We start from the raw sequence: 21,029 nt of genomic DNA on the forward strand, positions 1-21,029 counted from the left end.
TAAAACTAGGAGGATCCCATGTCAACAGAACATATGGAAGAACTAAATGACCAGCAGATCGTTCGCCGTGAAAAAATGGCTGCGCTCCGTGAACAAGGAATCGATCCTTTCGGAAAACGCTTTGAACGCACTGCAAATTCACAAGAATTAAAAGATAAATATGCTGATCTCGATAAAGAACAATTACATGATAAAAACGAAACAGCTACTATCGCAGGACGCTTGGTAACCAAACGTGGTAAAGGTAAAGTAGGTTTTGCCCACCTTCAAGACCGCGAAGGCCAGATTCAAATCTACGTTCGTAAAGATGCTGTCGGTGAAGAAAACTACGAAATCTTTAAAAAGGCTGACTTAGGAGACTTCCTTGGTGTCGAAGGCGAAGTGATGCGTACAGATATGGGAGAACTCTCTATCAAGGCTACACATATCACTCACTTGTCCAAAGCCCTTCGTCCGCTTCCAGAGAAATTCCACGGTTTAACAGACGTTGAAACTATTTACCGTAAACGTTACCTTGATTTGATTTCAAACCGTGAAAGCTTTGAACGCTTTGTTACTCGTTCAAAAATCATCTCTGAAATCCGTCGTTACCTTGATCAAAAAGGATTCCTTGAAGTGGAAACACCTGTTCTTCATAACGAAGCTGGTGGTGCTGCTGCTCGTCCGTTTATCACTCACCACAACGCTCAAAACATTGACATGGTGCTTCGTATCGCGACTGAGCTTCACTTAAAACGCCTTATCGTTGGTGGTATGGAGCGTGTCTATGAAATCGGCCGTATCTTCCGTAACGAAGGAATGGATGCTACTCATAACCCTGAGTTTACTTCTATCGAAGTTTACCAAGCTTATGCAGACTTCCAAGATATCATGGACTTGACTGAAGGTATTATCCAACACGCTGCTAAATCAGTTAAAGGCGATGGTCCAGTTAACTATCAAGGTACTGAAATCAAAATCAATGAACCATTTAAACGTGTTCATATGGTGGATGCTATCAAGGAAATTACAGGTGTCGATTTCTGGAAAGACATGACTTTTGAAGAAGCCAAAGCTATCGCTGCTGAGAAGAAAGTCCCTGTTGAAAAACACTACACTGAAGTTGGCCACATTATCAACGCCTTCTTTGAAGAGTTTGTTGAAGAAACTTTAATCCAACCAACCTTTGTCTATGGACATCCAGTAGCTGTATCTCCACTTGCTAAGAAAAATCCTGAAGATGAGCGCTTTACTGACCGTTTCGAACTCTTCATCATGACTAAGGAGTACGGTAATGCCTTTACTGAGCTCAACGATCCAATCGACCAGCTTAGCCGTTTTGAAGCCCAAGCTAAAGCCAAAGAACTTGGTGACGATGAAGCGACAGGAATCGACTACGACTACATTGAAGCCCTTGAATACGGTATGCCACCAACAGGTGGTTTGGGAATCGGTATCGACCGTCTTTGCATGCTCCTCACTGATACAACTACTATCCGTGATGTATTGCTCTTCCCAACAATGAAATAAACTCTTATCCTCTGGTACTTGCCAGGGGATTTTTGATGCAAAAAGAGACTGAGGAAAAACTCAATCTCTACTTTTCACTTCTTTGGTTGCTACATCTTCTCCAAACCATTTTTGTCTGATTTCTTGGAACTTACCTTCTTGGTATAGTGCGATAAAGGCTTGGTTTAAATCTTGGAGTAATCTTTTGTCAGCAGGCCTGACTCCGACTGCAAAAGATTCACTTTCAAATCCTGCTGAAAAGACATTATAGTCATTTAATATCCCTTCAGACTGGAGGTAATAATTAGCATACACTCGGTCAATCAACAAGGCATCAATTCTATCATTCTTCAAATCAATCAAGGCTTCATTGAAACTCTGGTATTGATTGGCCTTCTGGTCTTGAACACGATTTTTCAGTAAGTCTGGCTGAGCTTCAAAGTCTAAATAACCAGAGGAACCTGCTTGGGCTCCCAAGGTCTTATCCTTCATCTCCTCTACTGAACGAATTTGCTGGCTTTTCTTAGCAACCAGAACCTGCTGATTTTCCATATATGGAATGCTAAAGGCAACCTTTTCTCGGCGTTCATCAGTGGCAGAATAGCCATTCCAAATAGCGTCTATGGTTCCATTCTGCAGTTCCGTCTCCTTCATATCCCAGTCTATTGGCTGAAATTGAACCTTAAAACCTAATTTTTCAGAGACAGCTTCTGCTAAGTCAATATCAAAGCCTGTATATTGCCCATTCTTTTCTTCAAAACCCATGGGAACAAAGGTATTGTCAAAACCAATAGTAATCGTTCCCTGCTCTTGATACTTATCCCAGTTATCCTGCTTTGGATCGCTAGCCTTCTGAGTACAAGCTGTTAAAAAGAGAGTCAGGAGAGAAACCAATACTAAAGCAATTTTCTTATTAGTCATCGGCACCTCCTACTTGGGCTCAACCTTGAGAATTTGATCTGCGATATTTTCAGCGAATTGTAAATCATGGGTAACAACAATCTGCGTCATACCAAGGTCCCTATTTTGCAAGATCAGTTTTTCCACTTCCAAGCGCAATTCTGGATCCAGAGCAGAAGTTGGTTCATCGTAGCCAATGATTTCTGGGTCAATCATCATAGCACGCGCCAAGGCCACCCGTTGCTTTTGCCCACCAGATAGTGAGAAGGGATAGGCGTCTGCATGACCAGCCAGTCCTAACTGTTCCAAAAGCCCTCGCGCCTTCTTCTCAGCCTCTTCCTGCTTCATCCCCATAGTCTTCACAGGTGATAAGGTCAAATTATCTAAAACTGATAAATGAGGGAAAAGTTGAAAATCTTGGAATACAAATCCCAGTAAATTCCGCTTCTCCAATTCATCCAGTTCTAAAGGTTCTCCATTATAAAAGATTTGCCCTGAATCAATGGTTTCAAGACCCGCAAGCATACGTAAGAGAGTTGTCTTACCTCCACCAGAAGGCCCAACGATAGCCAGGATTTGCTTTTCAGGAATTCTTAAACTAAAATTGGACAAAATTTGCTTTTCACCAAATCCCTTATTGATATTTCGTAATTCTAACATGGTTGCCTCCTATCTATAGTAACTATACTTCTTCTCAACTTTTTTGGCAAGAATGGTCACAATACCAATCAAAATCAAGTAAATGGCTCCTGCCAAGAACATAGGAACCAGGCTAGCATCACGGTTGGCAGCTGTTCGACTAGCCAAGATAAGGTCAGAAATACCTAGAGCATAGACCAGAGAGGTATCCTTGACCAAACTCATAACTTCATTAAACACGCTAGGAAGAACAATCTTGGTTACCTGAGGTAAGATAATATAGCGAACTGTGTCAAAGGGACTAAACTTCAAAACCTTAGCAGCTTCATATTGACCTTTAGGAATGGTATCAATTCCCCCACGGAAGATTTCAGCAAAGTAAGCCGCATAATTTAGAACAAAGGCAATAATGGCCGCAGGAAGGCGATCCAAACGAATCCCAATACTCGGGAGCACATAATAGATAAAGATCAATTGTAAGAGCAAGGGTGTGCCCCGCATAATCCAGATATAAATGTTAATCAGATGATGGAGGAGCTTCCAATGGACTTGCAAGGCAAAGGCAATCAAAACGCCCAAAGGAATAGAAAAAATCAAGACCAGTGCAAACACCTGTAAAGTCATGCTTGCACCGCTCAATAAACTCGGTAATATCTCAAACAAATAAGACATACTAGCACCTCCTAAAAATAATTGTTCCTATTATAGCATAAATAAACTAAATAACCAATCATTTTTGTAAAAAAATTCTTTTTTTAACAGAAAAAGTGTAGTTTTTTGAATCTAGAATAGAATAACATAACTTCTAGAGCCTTGTTAGACATTTGATTTGAATTCCCTAATCTATTTGTCCATATTCTATTCCACTCTACTATAACTGATACTCAATTAAAATTAAAAAGCAAACTAGGAAGCTAGCCGCAAGCTGTACTTGAGTACGGTAAGGCGACGCTGACGTCGTTTGAAGAAATTTTCGAAGAGTATAAGCATACAAAAAGAAAGAACAAATTTTGCCCTTTCTCGATCTTAGCTTCTATTTGTTACAGTTAACTGGACTGATAATTAGAGTTTTATTTTCCTTATTTAAGATGGATTTTCATTTTTGGTTCGTGCCAATCTCAGGGCACGATTTGGATTGAGACGATTAAATAGTTCTTCCAATTTCTTTTCATTCCAAACGTCTGCGGCGGAAACAAAATTGCCATCCGCATCTCGGAAAGATATCGGTTTATCTCCCATACCAATCTCCTAGTCTACAAATTCAAACTCAAATTTACCAATGCGGACCAAGTCACCATCTTTAGCACCACGCGCACGAAGGGCTTCATCAACACCCATACCACGTAATTGACGGGCAAATTTCATGACTGATTCGTCACGATCAAAGTTAGTCATATTAAAGAGTTTCATGAGTTTTTCACCAGAAAGCACCCATGTTGCATCATCATCACGACTAATTTCAAATGCTTTCTCTTCCTCGTCAAAGCCATAGTAAGCTTCTTCTTCCATATCTGACTCGTCGTATAGTAAGAATTCTGGTGTCTTGTCTAACAATTCAGCTGTAGCATCCAAGAGCGTTGCCAGACCTTGCTTGGTCAAACCAGAAATCGGGAAGATTGCTGGTAACTCTTCAAATTCATCGTAGTTTTCAGCTAATTTTTTCTTAAATTCTGCAAGATTTTCCTGACTCTCAGGCATGTCCATTTTGTTGGCTACGATAATCTGTGGACGTTCCATGAGGCGAAGATTGTATGACTCCAATTCCTTGTTAATAGCAAGATAGTCCTCATAAGGGTCACGGCCTTCACTAGCTGACATATCAATGATATGGAGGATAACACGTGTACGCTCGATGTGACGGAGGAACTGGGTCCCCAGACCAACACCTTGACTAGCCCCTTCAATCAAACCTGGCAGATCGGCTACTGCAAAGGATTCACCTGATTGGGTACGAACCATTCCTAGATTTGGTACAATAGTCGTAAAATGGTAGGCACCGATTTTTGGTTTAGCAGATGTGATAACACTTAAAAGTGTTGATTTCCCTACAGATGGGAAACCTACTAAACCGACATCTGCCAAGATTTTTAGTTCCAATTGTAACTCACGTTCCTGACCTGGCTCTCCATTTTCAGAGATTTCAGGTGCAGGATTTTTTGGTGTCGCAAAGCGGATATTTCCACGTCCACCACGTCCACCGTGAGCAACGATAAATTCTTGCCCATGTTCAATCAAATCTGTTAAGACCTTGCCAGTCTCTGCATCACGAACAGTCGTACCTTGTGGCACTCGAACTCTAAGGTCATCAGCACCACGACCATGCATCCCTTTGGTCATCCCTTTTTCACCAGAATCAGCCTTGAAATGACGATTGTAGCGGAAATCCATCAAGGTACGTAACCCTTCATCTACAACAAAGACTACATTACCTCCACGACCACCATCACCACCCCAAGGACCACCATTAGGGACATATTTTTCACGGCGAAAGGCAACCATGCCATCACCACCATTACCAGCCTTGACCTTGATCTTGGCTGTATCTAAAAACATACTCATTTTTTCTTCTCACTTTAAAAAAGGGCTGGGAAATCCCAGTCACAAAATTTTCTTGAATCTATTTTATAGATTACTGAGGGCACCAATTGCAGTTGCAAAAATTCCCAATAAACTTGCTACTAGCATGATAATCACGATAAACAAGGTTATTTTCTCAAACATAGTTTTTTTACGATTTCCATTATCTCCAAATGCCATTTTTCTCTCCTTCGTTACATTCTATTTTCTATTATCTTAGCATGAATTGAGCTAGTTTTCAATAGTCACTTGCTACTGGTGCAATAATCCATAAAATGATATAAGCTACAATTCCAGCTCCGTAACAGCAAGCAAGGACACCCCAAATAACTCGAACAATAGTCGGATCCATATCTAGATAATAGGCCACCCCGGCACAAACACCAGCAATCTTTTTATCACGACCACTTCTCATTAATTGTTTTTTCATAGCTTTTCCTCTTTTCTATTCTTCACGGTCTTTCCAATAATCTCTCATGCTAATCAGCTGTGTTTTTGATGCCTTTAGCATCCGTCTAGAGCCTTTTACCGGTACAGCAACCACCTGTTGCGGAAGGTACAGAACTGTCTTAAAGATACGCTGACTAACCGTATCATCTTTGGCTAAATCTTTCTCGAAATTATTTGAAATAATGGCATCCAAATAAAATTCATGCACCCGTTTTCCAAAGTTCTCAGCTGAAATCTCGTATAGTTTTTCTGATAAGGTATGCTCATTCATATCTGGCGTTGCAATTAGAGCCTCTAAAATAGCTCCAGCCAAATCATGTTCACCGTAATACAAGGTTCCAAACATTTTATCACTGATAAGATTGTCCAGATAAGGATTTCCGTGAGCAATGACAGGCGTTCCACTAGCTAAGCTTTCCAAGTATGTCAAACCTTGCGTTTCACTTGTCGATGCCGAGATGAAGAAATCTGCCGCCTTATAGTAAAGAGCCGTCTCACTAGGAGCAATCATCCCTGTAAAGATAACGGAGTCTTGAATCTCTAGTTTCTGGGCTTGTTCTTTAAGGTCATCCAGATAAGGACCATCCCCAGCTACCACCAGTTTGACCTTGTCTTCCTCTATCAGAACTTCTGCAAAGGCTGCTAATACTGCTTGAATATTTTTTTCATAGGAAATTCTGGAAAGACTGAGCAACATCTTTTCATCATCTTGAATTCCTAATTTACTACGCAGTTCTTTTAAATTTTCTTGCTTGATTTCTGGACGCTCAAACTTAGCTAATTCAATTCCAGTTGGAATGACCCTCTTTTCAACCTTGACCTTATAGTCAGATAGCAAGTCACGGACAATCTCACTCGGACAAATAACCCCATCCACATCATGCAGGAAACCTCTGACCAGATACTTGACCATACTAGGACGAATCAACATCCCCTTAGCAATATAATGCACGTAGTCTTCATACTGGGTGTGATAGGTATGAAGGACGGGAATTTCCAATTCACGCGCAATCCAAATCCCCAACAAACCAAGAGAAAATTCTGTCTGAGTATGGATAACATCCAGTTGATACTGTTTGGCAATTTCAAGCGCCTTGCTAAATCCTCGGTAGGCAAAGCGGCGATCCTTAAAAGCAAAGAAGGGAACACTTGGAATACGGATAATTTGCCAATCTTCATAGCGATTGACATCCTTATCCGTCGTCGTAAAGATAAAAACAACATGTCCCTGCTTTTCAAGTTCTGTTTTCAGAGTTCGAATACTGGTCGCAACACCAGAAACCTGAGGAAAATAGGTATCTGTAAATAAACCAATTCGCATAGATTACCTCACTTTTTACTTTCTCCCTAAAGCGGCTTGTTTCTCATAAAAGTCCAACCAGATTTGTAATAGATGCTCTTCAGAATACTCTCTAGAAATATTCTTAGCTTTTTCTTTCAAATCTTTTAAGGCAGCAGGATTCGCTTGATATTCCAGAATAGCTTCTTTCATCTCTTCTCTATCTGCTGTCGCCCGATAATTTCCCTCCAAAATCACCTTATAGAGATCCAAATCACGCAACATAATAGGAGCCTCGCAACTAGCCGCCTCTAAAATAGTCATAGGAAAGAGCTCATTGTAACTAGGTAACAAGAAAAGATCCGCTAGGGCATATAATTCGCGCATACGCTCTGGCGATACAATACCTGGAAACATTAAATTTTTAGGGGGATTGTCCATCATTTTCTTATAGCGTTCATAACCATCTGTCATACCACCAAAAGAGAAACCACCAGCCCAGATAAAGGTAATCTGAGGCAATTCCTCAGCCAGACGAATAAAGTCATCAATCCCTTTACGTTTCTGAACTTGACCAGCACCTACTACGATAAACCGATTGTCACTAACGCCAAGTTCTGTTCGCAGTCTAGCTACCTCTTCTTGTGGAAGGGGATGCCATTTTTCCTTATTGACAAAGTTAGGAATATAGGTCACTTTTTCACGTGGAATACCAGCTGCCACCAAATCCTCAATAAACATAGGATTAACAACAACCAAGTGCTCCATTCGGTTGTAAAAAGAAAATACATAGCGTTTAACAATTCCCTTTAAGAAAAATGGAATTTTCAAACTCCCCTCAAGTGTATCAGGCAAGAAGTGCACATAGCCAATTTTCCTTCCTGAGCGTTTCTTTTGGAAGGTTGATAAATAATAGGGGAAATCAATTGTATGAAAGTGAGTCACATCTGCCTCTATTGGAAGATTTTCTGTAACAATCAATTGGTCCTTGGCATCACGGTGAAGAAGACGAACTAATTCACGGTAGGCACCTGAAACTCCTTGTCCTGCTACTTTCTCACTTGAACTCAACATATTGATGCGTAATTTCTTTTTTTCCATGACTACTATTATATCATTTTCTTGGAATAAAATCAGCAAAAGAAAGGAGAGACTAGAGGAAAAGAGGGGAAATTTCCTCGCTCTTCCAATGGTCTCTCACATATTTTATATGATTACTTAATGCCTAGGGCAATGCGGGCATAGCGACTCATTTTTTCAACTGTCCAGGCTGGATACCAGACTAATTTGACCTCAGTATCCGTTACTTCTGGCACCTCTGTCATGGCATCATAAATCTGATCCGTCAAAAGGTCAGCTAGGGGACAACCCATAGTTGTCAAAGTCATATCAATCTCTGTTTGCCCTGTGTCGCCATCAAAACGAATCTCATAAATCAAACCAAGATTTACAATATCGATTCCCAACTCAGGGTCAATAACTTCTTCCAAGGCTGATAAAATTCGTGTTTTGATGTTTTCAATTTGCTCTTCTGTATAAGCCATATTTATCCTCACTCTTAGTCTTCAATAAAATCACGAAGCGGTTTGCTACGACTTGGTTGACGTAATTTTCTCAAAGCCTTGGCTTCAATCTGACGGATACGCTCACGAGTCACGTTAAAGACTTTACCCACATCTTCAAGGGTACGCATTTTCCCATCATCTAACCCAAAACGCAGACGCAAAACATTTTCTTCACGGTCTGTAAGAGTATCCAAGACCTCATCCAACTGCTCACGCAAGACGATACGAGTCGTATAATCCACTGGATTTTCAATCACTTCATCTTCGATAAAGTCTCCAAGGTGGCTATCGTCCTCTTCACCGATTGGTGTTTCAAGAGATACTGGTTCTTGGGCAATCTTCAAGATTTCACGAACCTTGTCTGGAGTCATATCCATACGTTCAGCGATTTGTTCTGGCGTTGGGTCTTGTCCCAATTCTTGAAGAAGATTACGCTGTTCACGAACCAATTTATTGATGGTTTCAACCATGTGAACTGGGATACGGATAGTACGAGCTTGATCCGCAATAGCACGAGTAATAGCCTGACGAATCCACCAAGTTGCGTAAGTTGAAAACTTGAATCCTTTAGAATAATCAAACTTGTCAACCGCCTTCATCAAGCCCATGTTCCCTTCTTGAATCAAGTCAAGGAACTGCATACCACGGCCGACATAGCGTTTAGCAATAGAAACAACCAAACGAAGGTTGGCTTCCGCAAGACGTTGTTTGGCTTCGATATCACCAGCTTCAACAGCTAGTGCTAATTCTTTTTCCTCTTCATTGGTCAAAAGAGGAACGACCCCGATTTCTTTCAAGTACATACGGACAGGGTCATTGACCTTAGCCGAAGTTGATCCAATCAAATCCTCATCGCTAAGTTCTGGTTCTTCTTCAGCACTAAGAACACGCGCACTTGGATTTCCTTCGTTATCTGTGATCGAAATTCCTGCATCTTGAATCCGTTGCAAGAGATCTTCAATCCCATCAGCGTCCAAGGTAAAGGGAACGACAAGACTAGCATTGATTTCATCATCTGTTGCTGTCCCTTTTTGCTTATGATTACGGATAAATTCTGCTACTTGTACGTCAAATGTTGTTACTTCTTTTTGTTTTGTTACCATTATTACTCCATTCTTCTCTTTTGGGAAATTAAACGTTCCAATTCTTCTAGGGCTGTGTCTGTATCTCCTACATGGCTAGCTTCCTGCACCTTCTTTTTGATTCTCATATTGTCCTGATTCAAGAGAGCCTTGTTTCGAGTCATTTCTACTTCACTAAGTTCCTGCGGTGACATATCAGCAGGCAAATCCTGAGCTAAGACTTGGTACCAAGCTCTTTCAACTTCCTCTGTCTGTTCTGCTAGAACTTCTGGAGGAAGATTGCCATACTGACCAAGCAAGTCATATAGGACCTGAAATTCAGGTGTATCAAATGCAAAGTCTTCTCGCAAGCGGTAATCGTTCAAAACAAGAGGGGATTCCACCATTCGATAAAGTAGATGGGCTTCTGCCCTCATAATAGCCGATAACTGCTTGGTGACAGGCATAGTGATTGGCGTCGGTCTGGAAATTCCTTCCATGCGATTCTGCCTTTGCGCCTGACGACTCTCATTAACAATCTGCTCAATCTGGGCATAATCAAAGGATGCCAGACTGTCAGCTAAAATATGAATATAGCTGTTTTGAGCAGTGATGGACTTTTCTTGAACAATCAAGGGAGCTATTTTTTCAATAAACTCAATCTGGGCCTGCAGATTTTCACTGTTTTCAGGCTTGTACTGGTGAATGTAGAACTCAATCGGACTAATACGAGTTTTCGTTAATAGATAGGTCAAGTCTTCTGGTCCATTTTTTTGTAGATACTCATCAGGATCCAAGTTATCAGGCATGCTGACAATCTGCACAGGCATATCACCAATTTCATCCAGTGCTTTCAATGTCGCAGCTTGCCCAGCCTTATCGCCATCGTAAACAAGAACCAACTTCTTGGTTAACCTTTTCAGATGCTCAACATGCTCACGACTTAAGGCCGTTCCCATAGACGCTACAGCGTTTTCGATTCCAGCCCGATAGGCTGCAATGACATCCATGAATCCTTCCATCAGATAAATCTCACTGGCTTTCCCAGAAGATTTTTTTGCCCTATCCATATGATATAATTCGTAACTTTTGTTAAAAATTGCAGTCGATCGGCTATTTTTATACTTAGAAGTTTGTGAATCCGTTTTCTGCCAGATACGACCTGAGAAGGCAATGACCTTTCCCTGATCATTGGTCAAGGGAAACATGATGCGATTGTGAAAAGTGTCTACAAATTGATTGGCATCTGATAGGTAAAATAGCCCTGAATCTAGAAAATCCTCATCACGATACTGACCAGACAAACGTTGATAGAGATAGTTTCGTTCTGGAGGTGCTAAACCAATCCGAAAATGCTTGAGCACTTCATCTGTCAAACCACGCTGATAAAGGTAGTTTCTAGCCTCTTCCCCCATGGTCGTTGTCATGAGAATAGCATGATAAAATTTAGCCGCATCTTCGTGCATATCATAAAGATCTTGGTGGGGTGAAGCTGATTTCTGTTCACTATAAAGCGGTTTTTCAACCTCAATCCCCACACGCTGACCTAAGATTTGGACAGCCTCCATAAAGGGAACCCCTTGGTACTCTTCGATAAACTTAAAGACATCACCCGAGCGACCACAACCAAAACAGTGATAAAACTGCTTATCCTCTACAACGTTGAAAGAAGGTGTTTTTTCACCATGAAAAGGACAGAGCCCTAGATAGTTCCGTCCTGCCTTTTGTAAAGAAATCACATCTCCTATGACTTCCACAATGTTGGCATTGTTTTTGATTTCTTCAATGACTTGTTTGTCAACCATACACAATACCTCCATTTTATCATAGTTTTACGTAAACTAGTATAGCTTATTTCTGAAAAAAAGTAAACCATTTCATACGCTTTCCGTAATTATCTTTGCCTTATTTTTCTAGATAGAAAAGAAAGTTAAAGAAAGTTAAAGAAAGTTAAAAAAACTCAGAAACACTTTAACGCTTCTAAGTTTTTCTTCTCTATTTTTTGATGAAAATAAAGTTTATCTATTCAAATAATTGATAGTAGTCTGAGATTTTCATTTTTGCTTTTTCTTCTTGGTTTAAATCTTGGATAATCCGTCCTTCTTTCATGACAATCAAGCGATTGCCATATTTGAGAGCATCTTCCATATGATGAGTAATCATAAGGGCTGTCAGCTGATCTTTCTTGACAAATTCATCTGTCAATTCCATCAAGGCCACACTGGTCTTTGGATCAAGGGCAGCAGTATGCTCGTCTAACAGGAGTAATTCAGGTCGCTTCAAGGTTGCCATCAAGAGACTCAAAGCCTGTCTTTGTCCACCTGATAAGAACTCAATCGGTGTATTCAAATGTCTCTCAAGACCATTCCCTACTTTTTCAATGGTTGCCTGAAACTCATCCTTATAGCTAGTCAAGCGTCGTGGTAACAATCCACGCTTTTCACCACGAAACTTGGCAATTAAAAGATTTTCAGCAACCGTCATACGAGGAGCTGTTCCCATCTTGGGATCTTGGAAAACACGAGACAAGTACTTGGCACGCTTCTCTGGTGAAAACTTGGTAACATCTTCACCCAAGATACGAATAGTTCCACTGGTTAATGACAAGGTTCCTGCAATAGTGTTAAAGAGAGTTGATTTCCCAGCACCATTTCCACCTAAAATCGTGATAAAGTCCTGTTCAAAAATTTCTAAGGAAACATCATTTAAAATAATCTTTTCTTCATCAAAGCCATTTTTAACGATTTTGGTTGCATTTTTTAATTCTACAATTGCTGTCATTTGCTTAACTTGGCTCCTTTCAAGATTGTTTGCTTAAATGTTGGAATCATGAGACAGACTGCCAAAATCACGGCACTGTATAAACGAAGGTAACTTGTATTAAAGCCAAGAGCGATAACCGCCCACACTAAGAATTGATAGGCGATAGAACCTACAACGATGGTAACCAGACGTTCTGCCAAGCTCAAACTCTTGAAGATAACTTCTCCAATAATCAAACTTGCAAGACCTACAACGATAACCCCGATTCCTCGAGATACATCAGCATAACCTTCTTGCTGGGCAATGAGAGCACCTGCAAGAGCAATCACACCATTTGATAAGACCAATCCCATGAGCTCCATGCGTCCAGTATGAATCCCGAAACTTCTAGCCATATCAGGATTGTCACCTGTAGCAATATAGGCTTGTCCGAGTTTGGTATCCAAGAAAAAGAGCATGAGAGCAATAACAATACTCACAAAGATGAGACCTGTCAAAAGTTGATTCAAATCCGAGTCAAAAGGCAAAACATCCTGGATTTGCTTGGTTCCAAGCAATCCTAAATTTGCACGTCCCATAATCAAGAGCATGATAGAGTGACAGGAAGTCATCACCAAAATCCCTGAGAGCAAGGTTGGGATCTTCCCTTTTGTATAAAGAAGTCCTGTTGCCATACCAGCCAAACAACCTGCTCCTACAGCAATAAGAGTTGCTAAAAAAGGATTCACACCTTTCGTTATCAAAGTGACAGCAACAGCTCCCCCAAGAGGGAAGGAACCTTCTGTCGTCATATCTGGAAAGTTCAAAATCCTAAATGTCATAAAGATTCCCAGACCTAGAATAGCCCAGACAAATCCTTGAGAAATAATAGATAATATCATCTGTTTCTTAACCTTTTCTATATGCTTTCTATTGTAAAAAATTGGAGGAGATGTCCCCAACTCCTCCATTACAGATTATTCGATCACTTGTCCTGCTTCTTTTAGAACAGATTCAGGAATCGTAATACCTAGCTCTTGTGCCAATTTTTTGTTAATTACTGACTTACCAGTTGAAAAGACATTGACTGGAGTATCAGCCGGTTTTGCACCTTTCAAGACTTGCGCAATCATTTTACCTGTTGCCACACCAAGGTCATGTTGGTCAACTACAACTGATGCCAAACCACCTATTTCTACCATGGCAGTAGCACTTGGATAAATTGGCTTCTTAGAACTTTGATTACTAGAGACAACCGTTGGAAATCCCGATGCAATGGTGTTATCAATTGGAACCCAGATAGCATCGACCTTGCTAGTCATAACGTTAACTGTTGAAGCAATTTCATTTGTTGAAGGAACTGCGAATGTTTCCACTGTCAAACCTGCTTTTTCAGCATAAGCCTTAAATTCTTCGACCTGTGTTTTTGAATTGTCTTCGCTACTTGAGTAAAGGGCCCCGATTGTTTTTACATTTGGTGTAAGAGCCTTGATGAGTTCAACTTGTTGTTGAGCTGGATTGTGGTCAGACACCCCTGTAATGTTGCCACCTGGTTTTTTCAAATCTTTAACCAAGTTAGCACCAATTGGGTCTGTAATAGCAGCCATGATAACTGGTAGGTCTTTTGTTGCACTAGCCAATCCTTGAGCAGCTGGTGTTGCAATACCAACCACAAGGTCATTGCCATTTGCGACCAATTGTTTACTCATTGTCGCAACCTTACTTTGGTCACCTTCTGAGTTCATAAAATCGATTTTAATTTGGTCATCTTTATAGCCTTCTTCTGCAAGTCCATCTTGGATTCCTTTATAAATCAAATCAAGAGATGGATGGCTCACAAATTGAAGGACACCAACTTTGGCAACTTTCTTTTCATTCTTAGCTTCTGGCTTATTCATTGAAGAGTAAATCAAGCTTCCTGCTACTAAAACTGCTAACGCAGCGATAATTCCAATTAAACGTTTATTTTTCATTCTATTTCTCCTTTTTATTCCTTTAAAATACTTCACTTATCTAATACTCTTCGAAAATCTCTTCAAACCACGTCAGCGTCGCCTTACCGTACTCAAGTACAGCTTGCGGCTAGCTTCCTAGTTTGCTTTTTGATTTTCATTGAGTATAAACAAGCGACGCCATCGTTTTCTTTCCATACTAACCTCCATCAAAAAGTCCTCACACAAAAAACTTGTGTGAGGACGTCGATGCGCGGTACCACCTCAATTATAGGGAATTTCCCTATCGCTCTGTCTCGCAATCACGAGATGCACTGTAAGGTGTGCTCACCGAATTTTTATGATTTCAAATTCTAAATAACATCCAGCCCAATTTTCATCATCACCACTTATCTGTTTTCAGCTACCACAGACTCTCTAAAAAGTTTGTATGATTACTTTTCTGAATGTTTAAATTATATCATTTTTCAATTACTTGTCAAGACTCTTTGAGTATTTTTTTGAAATATTCAAAAACTTCCCCTATAGAAAAGAGGAAGTTTGATAGGTATCAGCCTGAATTACGAAGACCTGTTGCAATTCCGTTGATGGTTGTATGGATTAATTTTTCTTGATCGCTTGATAATTCTCCTCGGCGTTGACGTTTAATCAACTCCAACTGGATGTAGTTAAGAATATTAAAGTATGGCATACGATAATCTAAACTTGCTTTTAGATATGGATTTTCAGCCAAAAGTTCATCATAACCTTCGATAGCCAAGATAACTTCCTTGGTAACTTGCCATTCATTTAGAATAGTCTCATAGATTGCTTTTACTTGATCATCTTCACAAAGTTTGGCATATTCAAAAGCAATATTCATATTTGATTTTGACAAGACCATGTCAACGTTTGAAAGAAGTGATTGGAAGAAAGGCCAATTTTGATACATATCTCGTAAGATAGCGATATTCTCTGGATTTTTATCGATAAATTCTTTGAAGCTTGAACCAACTCCATACCAGCCAGGGAACATCACACGACTTTGCGACCATGAGAAGACCCATGGAATAGCACGCAAACCACCGATTTCTGTAATGGTCTTACGAGCAGCTGGACGTGAACCGATATTAAAGCTTGAAATAGCCTTAATTGGACTTGACTCAAAGAAATAATCATAGAAATGGTCATTACCAAAGACTAAATCACGGTAGATATCATAACTACGGTCTACTACTTGGTCCATAATGGCTTCATAGCGATTGGATGTATTGGTGTCGCTCTTCTTCTGCGTAATCATACGGTTAATAGCTGCAGATACTAGCATTTCAAGGTTATAGTAAGCTGCGTCTTTGTTACCGTATTTATTCCCAATTACTTCACCCTGCTCCGTCAAACGGATACGATCCTTGATAGACTTGAGCGGTTGAGATGTGATGGCTTCATAGGTTGGTCCACCACCACGACCGACAGTCCCACCACGGCCATGGAAGAAGGTAACCTTAACGCCAAATTCATCTCCAATAGCAGTCAATTGTTGTTGAGCCTTGTAGAGGGTCCAACATGATGATAGGTAGCCACCATCTTTATTACTATCAGAGTAACCAAGCATGATTTCTTGGTAGTTATTACGTGAAGCAATCCATTTCTTAGCAAGAGGAAGAGAAAGGTATTCTCTCATAGTTTCTTCTGAGTGGTCCAAGTCCTCAATTGTTTCAAAGAGAGGAACGATTTGGACACGGGCTCTTTCTTTATCAACTAACCCTACTTCTTTTAGCAAGATAGCCAATTCCAACATATCTGATACGCTGGTTGCATGTGAAATAATGGTTTGACGAATAACATCATCACCCAACTTATCTTTCAACTTACGAGCAGCTTTAAAGATGGCCAATTCTTTTTCAAGTAACTCTGATTTTTCAACGTGAGTGGCAGAAAGAATACGTGGATCTTCTTCTAATTCTTTCAAGAGAAGCTGGCATTTTTCTTCTTCACTTAGTTCGCTATAACGCGAATGAATTCCTGCTGATTTCAAAAGTTCAGCTACGCAGGCCTCATGAACACTAGAATCTTGGCGCATGTCAATAGATGCCAAATAGAAACCAAAAATTTCAACTGCCTGGATCAACTCAACAAAATCACCAGAAATCAGTGCTTCACCCTTATTTTCCAAGAGGGAATCACGAATGGTAATTAAGTCCTTATAAAAATCATTGGCCGTTTCATAGCGAGCCCCAACTTCCTTATCTTCAATCAGATAAGCTTTTGTCGCTTGGATTTTTGATTGAATATCAAACAAGGCACGGCGGTAAAGCTCTTTTTCACGGTAGATTGAGTTATCCTTGGATTGGCGAGCCATTTCTCTGACTTGCTTGCTGACATTGACAATACTTGTTGAGAGAGAGAATTCACGATAAAGTTGGTAAATCTTTTCATCATAGTAGTTCATGATGACTTCACACTGAGTCATGGCAGATTGTTTCAAGGTATCTGCTGTAACAAAGGGATTCCCATCACGGTCTCCACCAATCCACATTCCCATGGTAATTGGTTTAGGATGTTTCAACTCCAAGCCATGTTTTTTAGCCAGGCGCTTGTACTCAGCAGTCAAATGAGGAACAGCTTTCAGGAATGAACTATTGTAGTATTCCATAACATTCGTGATTTCATTGGTAACTTTCAATTTCTTTTCACGAATCATGTCTGTCTGCATGATAATCTCAATGTAACGACGGAGATCATTATGCCATTTTTCCTTATTAATCAAGCCTAATTTCACATCACGGTACTTACGCAAGAGGGTGTGGATATGGTTAGTCAAATCCAGCATACTCTTACGTTGCACTTGTGTTGGATGGGCTGTCAAAACAGGGACAACATTCAAATGTTCTAAAATTTCAACCGCATTTTCTTTTTCTGCAACCATTTTAATCGTTGCTGATAATTTACCAAGATAATCTTGATCTATATTATTTTGATGGTTGATTTCATAGGCCAAATCCACGTCTTCTGAAATATTAATCAAGAGAGGCAAGATAGAGAAATAGCGTGAAATATAAGCCATTTCATCATTTGTAAGGCTAGTAACCAATTGGTTCAAGCCTTGATAATCTTCTTGAGTTGATAATTCCTTCAACTGCATGATTTTTTCAAAAGTTTCTGGAGCAAGCATATTTTTAGTAATATCTTCTAACAATTCTGTTAAAATCAATACTTCTTCTTGCACGACAGCTTTATTACTATAGTTTTCTAATTTTTGAAGAGACATAGGCAATCCTTTCCACTATCAGCTCTACATATAGTTTGATGAGTGAGCTTCTAACTCCTCATACAATTGGGCACGTTTTTCACTTGCATCAATATTTAAGACAAAGGCGATGGCTACAGATAAGACTAGGAGACTGTTCCCTCCTTGCGATAAGAAGGGGAAGGTAACCCCTGTTGAAGGAATAATACCAGAAATTCCACCGATATTAACAAAGACCTGTACCAACATCATCCCCCCAACTCCAATCGCCATCATGGAATTAAAGGGATTCTTAGCACGAATTCCTACTAGGATAATTCGCAAAATGAGGAAAAAGACAAGTGCTAAAATCAAGCTGGCACCCACAAATCCAAACTCTTCAATGACAATTGAAAATACAAAGTCTGTATGGGCTTCTGGTAGATAGCCACGTTTTTCGATTGAATTTCCTAAACCTAGACCAAACCAACCACCATTGACCATGGCAAAGTAGGAATTTGCAAGTTGGTGGCCTGCTCCTGCCAAATCAGCAAAGGGATTAAAATAAGCACTGAAACGCTTGGCTACATATCCAAATACTGGAACTTTTGAAAACTTATCAACTCCTATAAAAGAAATAAGTGATAAGGATAAGGCAGAAATTCCAACTAAAATTCCAAAAAAAGCAAGAAACCATCTATAAGCGATTCCACTAACTGTATACATAATCAAAGCTACCAATGCTAGAATAGTAGCATTCCCCAAATCTGGGAAAATAGCAAGGCTGCCAATCAGTACAAAGAGGACAAAACGCCAATCATTAAAAGCACGAGGAAGCCACTGATTTTGTGTCAAAACTTGGAAGTCATAAATAGCGATATCCTCTTGTTGTTTGGAAAATCTGTTTGCTAAATACCAAATAATAATAATTTTCAAATATTCGGCTGGCTGAATAGTCAAAGGTCCTACTGAAATCCAGCCATAGGCTCCATTGACCGGAATACCAATCAAACGAGCCAAAGCTAATAGAATCAGCTCAACGAACATAACGATAAATAAAAGACGTTCGTTTCTTAAAAAATTCAGTTTCAACTTATATATCAAGGCAATCAGTATCAAACTAAATATCCAAAATAGTCCCTGACTTCGGACCAATTGCAGTGCACTTTGGCCTTCTTGAATTAAAATAGCACTGGTTGTCGAATAAACCACAATCAAGCCCAAAATAGATAACAGTAAGTAAGGAACTAGAATAGAATAGTTTAATAGGTGCCTCTTACTAATCTTCATAGTATCACCAATCTAATGAGAACAACACAATTGCTTCCCAAATTCCGTTTGTTTTCTAGTTTTGATTGCTATTATACCATTTTTTCCGAAAGAAAAAAACTCTTATCCATCAGATAGACCATTTTTGTCATAAGAAAAAGAGCACTTGGCCCTTTTCTGTTTTATTCTTTTGATGAACTGCTTGAGCTTGAATCTCCACCACCGATATATTGGGTAAAGATATTTTGGAAGGCTTGGTCTTTAACCTTGATATTGGCTGCTTGCAATTCTTTTCCGATAATACTTTGAACAAATGTTGAATCATTTTGTTTTTGAGTCAAGATAACAGTTTTTAATTTTTCTTTGTAGTTATCGATATTAGATGATTTTTCTGTTTTCTTAGTGACTTTTACAATGTAATATTGGCTGCTGTAGGCTTGTGTGCCAGTGGCTGTGATGACATCAGAAACACCATTTACATCTAAAGCAAAAGCAGCTTTTTTAACTTGTTCTGGTACTTCTGTTGAAGCAGAATCAAAGGTGATTTCTCCACCATTCGCTTTCGTTTTCTCATCTGTTGAATTATCTTTGGCTAATTGAGCAAAGTCTGCATCACTAGCTTTGGCTTTTTCAAGAATTTCTTTGGCCTTGTCTTCATTGTCCAAACGGATGATTTGAGCCGTTACATCTGGAGTGTACTCGTCAAAGGCCTTCTTATAAGCATCATCTGTCAATTCAGCTTCTGCTGCTTTTTTAACTGCCAACTCAACTAATTTACTTGTACGAATTTGAGCTTTACGTGTTTCAAGGGTCATTCCTGCTTGTGACAAGACACGTTGGTAGTTCTCACCATATTGTTTTTCTTCTTCTGCAATAGTGTCGTTGACTTCTTTTTCATCTACTTCTGAACCGTATTGTTTCTCAAATACTTTTTGGATGGTCAAGTTCAACAAGACTTGTTGGGCTGAAGGATTACTTTTCACTTGCTCATAAAACTGATGTTCAGTGATAACATCTCCTTTCATGCTGATAAGGTCTGCTCCTTCTGAACCTTTCGAACAAGCTGCTAAAGTTGCTACTGATAATAGTGTAATGGCACCTGCCAATAGTTTTTTCTTCATGTCTACTCCTTTGAGATAAGTGTTACCCTATCTATTTTACTATATTTTCTTAAATTTTTCTGAAAATCATTCGCTTTCAGGCAGTTGAACATCTGCTACATTTTTACGAAGCATGAGAATTCCGTCCCCCAGAGGTACTAATGTTGCTGTGAGTCCTGGATTGTCTAAGGTTGCATCAAACAGTCTTTGAAGTCCTCTGTAAATGGTTCGCTGACCTCGACGAACTTCCATGATATCCTTGGCAACATCACCACCTTGGAAAATATCATCCAAGACAACCACTCCACCAACTTCCAAGTGTTTGAGGATCTCTGGCAGAAAGACGATGTATTTAGACTTAGCAGAATCCATAAAGACAAAATCATAAGACTCTGTCAAGGTAGATAAGACATCTACCGCATCTCCTTCTAAAAGCGTGATTTGCTTACGACTGTCAAACTGGGCAAAATTTTCCTTGGCAAAACCAATCATTTCTGGATTGCGGTCAATGGTTGTAATTTTGGCATCTGGCGCATGTTCTGACATCAAGAGAGCTGAAAAACCGATAGCCGTCCCAATTTCCAGAATATTTTTAGGTTGCATAGTTTCCATGAGAAAACGGAAATAAGCTACCGTTTCATGGGGGATGATGGGAATATTTTCCTTACGAGCAAAGTCTTCCAATTCTTTCAGGGATCCTGTGATTTGCTTTTGACGCTGGCGCATCAAGTCAACAATTTCTTCTTTGACAACAGGACGACGCATGTTATGGTTAGCATTTTTACTATACGATTCAACCATC

Annotated in this window: 20 protein-coding genes and 1 other annotated feature; of the genes, 1 reads left to right on the top strand and 19 read right to left on the bottom strand. The window is 39.8% G+C overall.

Annotated features, from left to right (window positions below; translation table 11 throughout):
- Positions 1-18 precede the first annotated feature (18 nt).
- The gene (gene lysS, locus HT731_RS00160; protein ID WP_000102449.1) at positions 19-1,509 is read left to right on the top strand and encodes a lysine--tRNA ligase; all 1,491 of its coding nucleotides are present in this window, start codon (positions 19-21) and stop codon (positions 1,507-1,509) included.
- Between the two features lie 60 nt (positions 1,510-1,569).
- On the opposite strand, the gene HT731_RS00165 is transcribed toward lysS, so the two are convergent.
- The 19 genes from HT731_RS00165 to HT731_RS00255 all read right to left on the bottom strand — a co-directional run bounded on the left by HT731_RS00165 (position 1,570) and on the right by HT731_RS00255 (position 21,028).
- Complete coding sequence (locus HT731_RS00165) at positions 1,570-2,409, bottom strand: amino acid ABC transporter substrate-binding protein (protein WP_173277121.1); 840 nt, start codon at positions 2,407-2,409, stop codon at positions 1,570-1,572.
- A gap of 9 nt (positions 2,410-2,418) precedes the next feature.
- The gene (locus tag HT731_RS00170; protein WP_173277123.1) at positions 2,419-3,048 is read right to left on the bottom strand and encodes an amino acid ABC transporter ATP-binding protein; all 630 of its coding nucleotides are present in this window, start codon (positions 3,046-3,048) and stop codon (positions 2,419-2,421) included.
- Between the two features lie 9 nt (positions 3,049-3,057).
- Complete coding sequence (locus HT731_RS00175; protein WP_000120835.1) at positions 3,058-3,699, bottom strand: amino acid ABC transporter permease; 642 nt, start codon at positions 3,697-3,699, stop codon at positions 3,058-3,060.
- Between the two features lie 411 nt (positions 3,700-4,110).
- Positions 4,111-4,266, bottom strand: a complete 156-nt coding sequence (locus HT731_RS00180; protein WP_173277125.1) for a hypothetical protein — start codon at positions 4,264-4,266, stop codon at positions 4,111-4,113.
- Positions 4,267-4,275: 9 nt separating this feature from the next.
- Positions 4,276-5,586 (bottom strand): GTPase ObgE, encoded by a 1,311-nt coding sequence (obgE, locus tag HT731_RS00185; RefSeq protein ID WP_173277126.1) that lies wholly within the window; start codon positions 5,584-5,586, stop codon positions 4,276-4,278.
- 63 nt (positions 5,587-5,649) lie between these two features.
- Positions 5,650-5,784: a DUF4044 domain-containing protein gene (locus HT731_RS00190; RefSeq protein ID WP_000863859.1), complete on the bottom strand. Its 135-nt coding sequence runs from the start codon at positions 5,782-5,784 to the stop codon at positions 5,650-5,652.
- 58 nt (positions 5,785-5,842) lie between these two features.
- On the bottom strand, positions 5,843-6,019 hold the full coding sequence (locus tag HT731_RS00195) for a PspC domain-containing protein (RefSeq protein WP_025171705.1): 177 nt from the start codon (positions 6,017-6,019) through the stop codon (positions 5,843-5,845).
- A 30-nt stretch (positions 6,020-6,049) separates the two neighbouring features.
- Positions 6,050-7,375 (bottom strand): glycosyltransferase family 4 protein, encoded by a 1,326-nt coding sequence (locus HT731_RS00200; RefSeq protein WP_173277128.1) that lies wholly within the window; start codon positions 7,373-7,375, stop codon positions 6,050-6,052.
- Between the two features lie 15 nt (positions 7,376-7,390).
- On the bottom strand, positions 7,391-8,434 hold the full coding sequence (cpoA, locus tag HT731_RS00205; RefSeq protein WP_188113870.1) for an alpha-galactosylglucosyldiacylglycerol synthase: 1,044 nt from the start codon (positions 8,432-8,434) through the stop codon (positions 7,391-7,393).
- 113 nt (positions 8,435-8,547) lie between these two features.
- Entirely contained in the window at positions 8,548-8,877 is a 330-nt protein-coding gene (locus HT731_RS00210) for a metal-sulfur cluster assembly factor (protein WP_000331925.1), read from the bottom strand.
- 14 nt (positions 8,878-8,891) lie between these two features.
- Entirely contained in the window at positions 8,892-10,001 is a 1,110-nt protein-coding gene (rpoD, locus tag HT731_RS00215; protein WP_000256769.1) for an RNA polymerase sigma factor RpoD, read from the bottom strand.
- A gap of 2 nt (positions 10,002-10,003) precedes the next feature.
- Positions 10,004-11,764 carry a DNA primase gene (dnaG, locus tag HT731_RS00220; protein ID WP_240151615.1) on the bottom strand — a complete coding sequence of 587 codons (1,761 nt, stop codon included), beginning with the start codon at positions 11,762-11,764 and terminating at the stop codon, positions 10,004-10,006.
- A 217-nt stretch (positions 11,765-11,981) separates the two neighbouring features.
- Positions 11,982-12,740: an ABC transporter ATP-binding protein gene (locus HT731_RS00225; protein ID WP_173277130.1), complete on the bottom strand. Its 759-nt coding sequence runs from the start codon at positions 12,738-12,740 to the stop codon at positions 11,982-11,984.
- Entirely contained in the window at positions 12,737-13,603 is an 867-nt protein-coding gene (locus HT731_RS00230) for an ABC transporter permease (protein WP_173277132.1), read from the bottom strand. Before HT731_RS00230 ends, HT731_RS00225 begins: the two co-directional genes overlap by 4 nt.
- A gap of 75 nt (positions 13,604-13,678) precedes the next feature.
- A complete protein-coding gene (gene trpX, locus HT731_RS00235; RefSeq protein WP_125451262.1) occupies positions 13,679-14,674 on the bottom strand; it encodes a tryptophan ABC transporter substrate-binding protein in 996 nt (331 codons plus the stop codon).
- A gap of 215 nt (positions 14,675-14,889) precedes the next feature.
- Positions 14,890-15,107: a binding site (T-box leader), on the bottom strand.
- 96 nt (positions 15,108-15,203) lie between these two features.
- On the bottom strand, positions 15,204-17,900 hold the full coding sequence (gene ppc / locus HT731_RS00240; RefSeq protein WP_173277134.1) for a phosphoenolpyruvate carboxylase: 2,697 nt from the start codon (positions 17,898-17,900) through the stop codon (positions 15,204-15,206).
- Between the two features lie 24 nt (positions 17,901-17,924).
- Positions 17,925-19,148 (bottom strand): FtsW/RodA/SpoVE family cell cycle protein, encoded by a 1,224-nt coding sequence (locus HT731_RS00245; protein WP_000703375.1) that lies wholly within the window; start codon positions 19,146-19,148, stop codon positions 17,925-17,927.
- Positions 19,149-19,309: 161 nt separating this feature from the next.
- Positions 19,310-20,248, bottom strand: a complete 939-nt coding sequence (gene prsA, locus HT731_RS00250) for a peptidylprolyl isomerase PrsA (protein WP_000727948.1) — start codon at positions 20,246-20,248, stop codon at positions 19,310-19,312.
- A gap of 66 nt (positions 20,249-20,314) precedes the next feature.
- Positions 20,315-21,028 (bottom strand): O-methyltransferase, encoded by a 714-nt coding sequence (locus tag HT731_RS00255; protein ID WP_153226065.1) that lies wholly within the window; start codon positions 21,026-21,028, stop codon positions 20,315-20,317.
- Between the last annotated feature and the right edge of the window lies 1 nt (position 21,029).

This window comes from Streptococcus sp. k-163, from assembly GCF_013277555.1.
Lineage (GTDB): Bacteria > Bacillota > Bacilli > Lactobacillales > Streptococcaceae > Streptococcus.

Excerpts from the sequence above, each read along its gene's own strand:
- lysS (WP_000102449.1), top strand. The coding sequence starts at position 19 with ATGTCAACAGAACATATGGAAGAACTAAATGACCAGCAGATCGTTCGC.
- HT731_RS00165 (WP_173277121.1), bottom strand. The coding sequence starts at position 2,409 with ATGACTAATAAGAAAATTGCTTTAGTATTGGTTTCTCTCCTGACTCTC.
- HT731_RS00170 (WP_173277123.1), bottom strand. The coding sequence starts at position 3,048 with ATGTTAGAATTACGAAATATCAATAAGGGATTTGGTGAAAAGCAAATT.
- HT731_RS00175 (WP_000120835.1), bottom strand. The coding sequence starts at position 3,699 with ATGTCTTATTTGTTTGAGATATTACCGAGTTTATTGAGCGGTGCAAGC.
- HT731_RS00180 (WP_173277125.1), bottom strand. The coding sequence starts at position 4,266 with ATGGGAGATAAACCGATATCTTTCCGAGATGCGGATGGCAATTTTGTT.
- obgE (WP_173277126.1), bottom strand. The coding sequence starts at position 5,586 with ATGAGTATGTTTTTAGATACAGCCAAGATCAAGGTCAAGGCTGGTAAT.
- HT731_RS00190 (WP_000863859.1), bottom strand. The coding sequence starts at position 5,784 with ATGGCATTTGGAGATAATGGAAATCGTAAAAAAACTATGTTTGAGAAA.
- HT731_RS00195 (WP_025171705.1), bottom strand. The coding sequence starts at position 6,019 with ATGAGAAGTGGTCGTGATAAAAAGATTGCTGGTGTTTGTGCCGGGGTG.
- HT731_RS00200 (WP_173277128.1), bottom strand. The coding sequence starts at position 7,375 with ATGCGAATTGGTTTATTTACAGATACCTATTTTCCTCAGGTTTCTGGT.
- cpoA (WP_188113870.1), bottom strand. The coding sequence starts at position 8,434 with ATGGAAAAAAAGAAATTACGCATCAATATGTTGAGTTCAAGTGAGAAA.
- HT731_RS00210 (WP_000331925.1), bottom strand. The coding sequence starts at position 8,877 with ATGGCTTATACAGAAGAGCAAATTGAAAACATCAAAACACGAATTTTA.
- rpoD (WP_000256769.1), bottom strand. The coding sequence starts at position 10,001 with ATGGTAACAAAACAAAAAGAAGTAACAACATTTGACGTACAAGTAGCA.
- dnaG (WP_240151615.1), bottom strand. The coding sequence starts at position 11,764 with ATGGTTGACAAACAAGTCATTGAAGAAATCAAAAACAATGCCAACATT.
- HT731_RS00225 (WP_173277130.1), bottom strand. The coding sequence starts at position 12,740 with ATGACAGCAATTGTAGAATTAAAAAATGCAACCAAAATCGTTAAAAAT.
- HT731_RS00230 (WP_173277132.1), bottom strand. The coding sequence starts at position 13,603 with ATGATATTATCTATTATTTCTCAAGGATTTGTCTGGGCTATTCTAGGT.
- trpX (WP_125451262.1), bottom strand. The coding sequence starts at position 14,674 with ATGAAAAATAAACGTTTAATTGGAATTATCGCTGCGTTAGCAGTTTTA.
- ppc (WP_173277134.1), bottom strand. The coding sequence starts at position 17,900 with ATGTCTCTTCAAAAATTAGAAAACTATAGTAATAAAGCTGTCGTGCAA.
- HT731_RS00245 (WP_000703375.1), bottom strand. The coding sequence starts at position 19,148 with ATGAAGATTAGTAAGAGGCACCTATTAAACTATTCTATTCTAGTTCCT.
- prsA (WP_000727948.1), bottom strand. The coding sequence starts at position 20,248 with ATGAAGAAAAAACTATTGGCAGGTGCCATTACACTATTATCAGTAGCA.
- HT731_RS00255 (WP_153226065.1), bottom strand. The coding sequence starts at position 21,028 with ATGGTTGAATCGTATAGTAAAAATGCTAACCATAACATGCGTCGTCCT.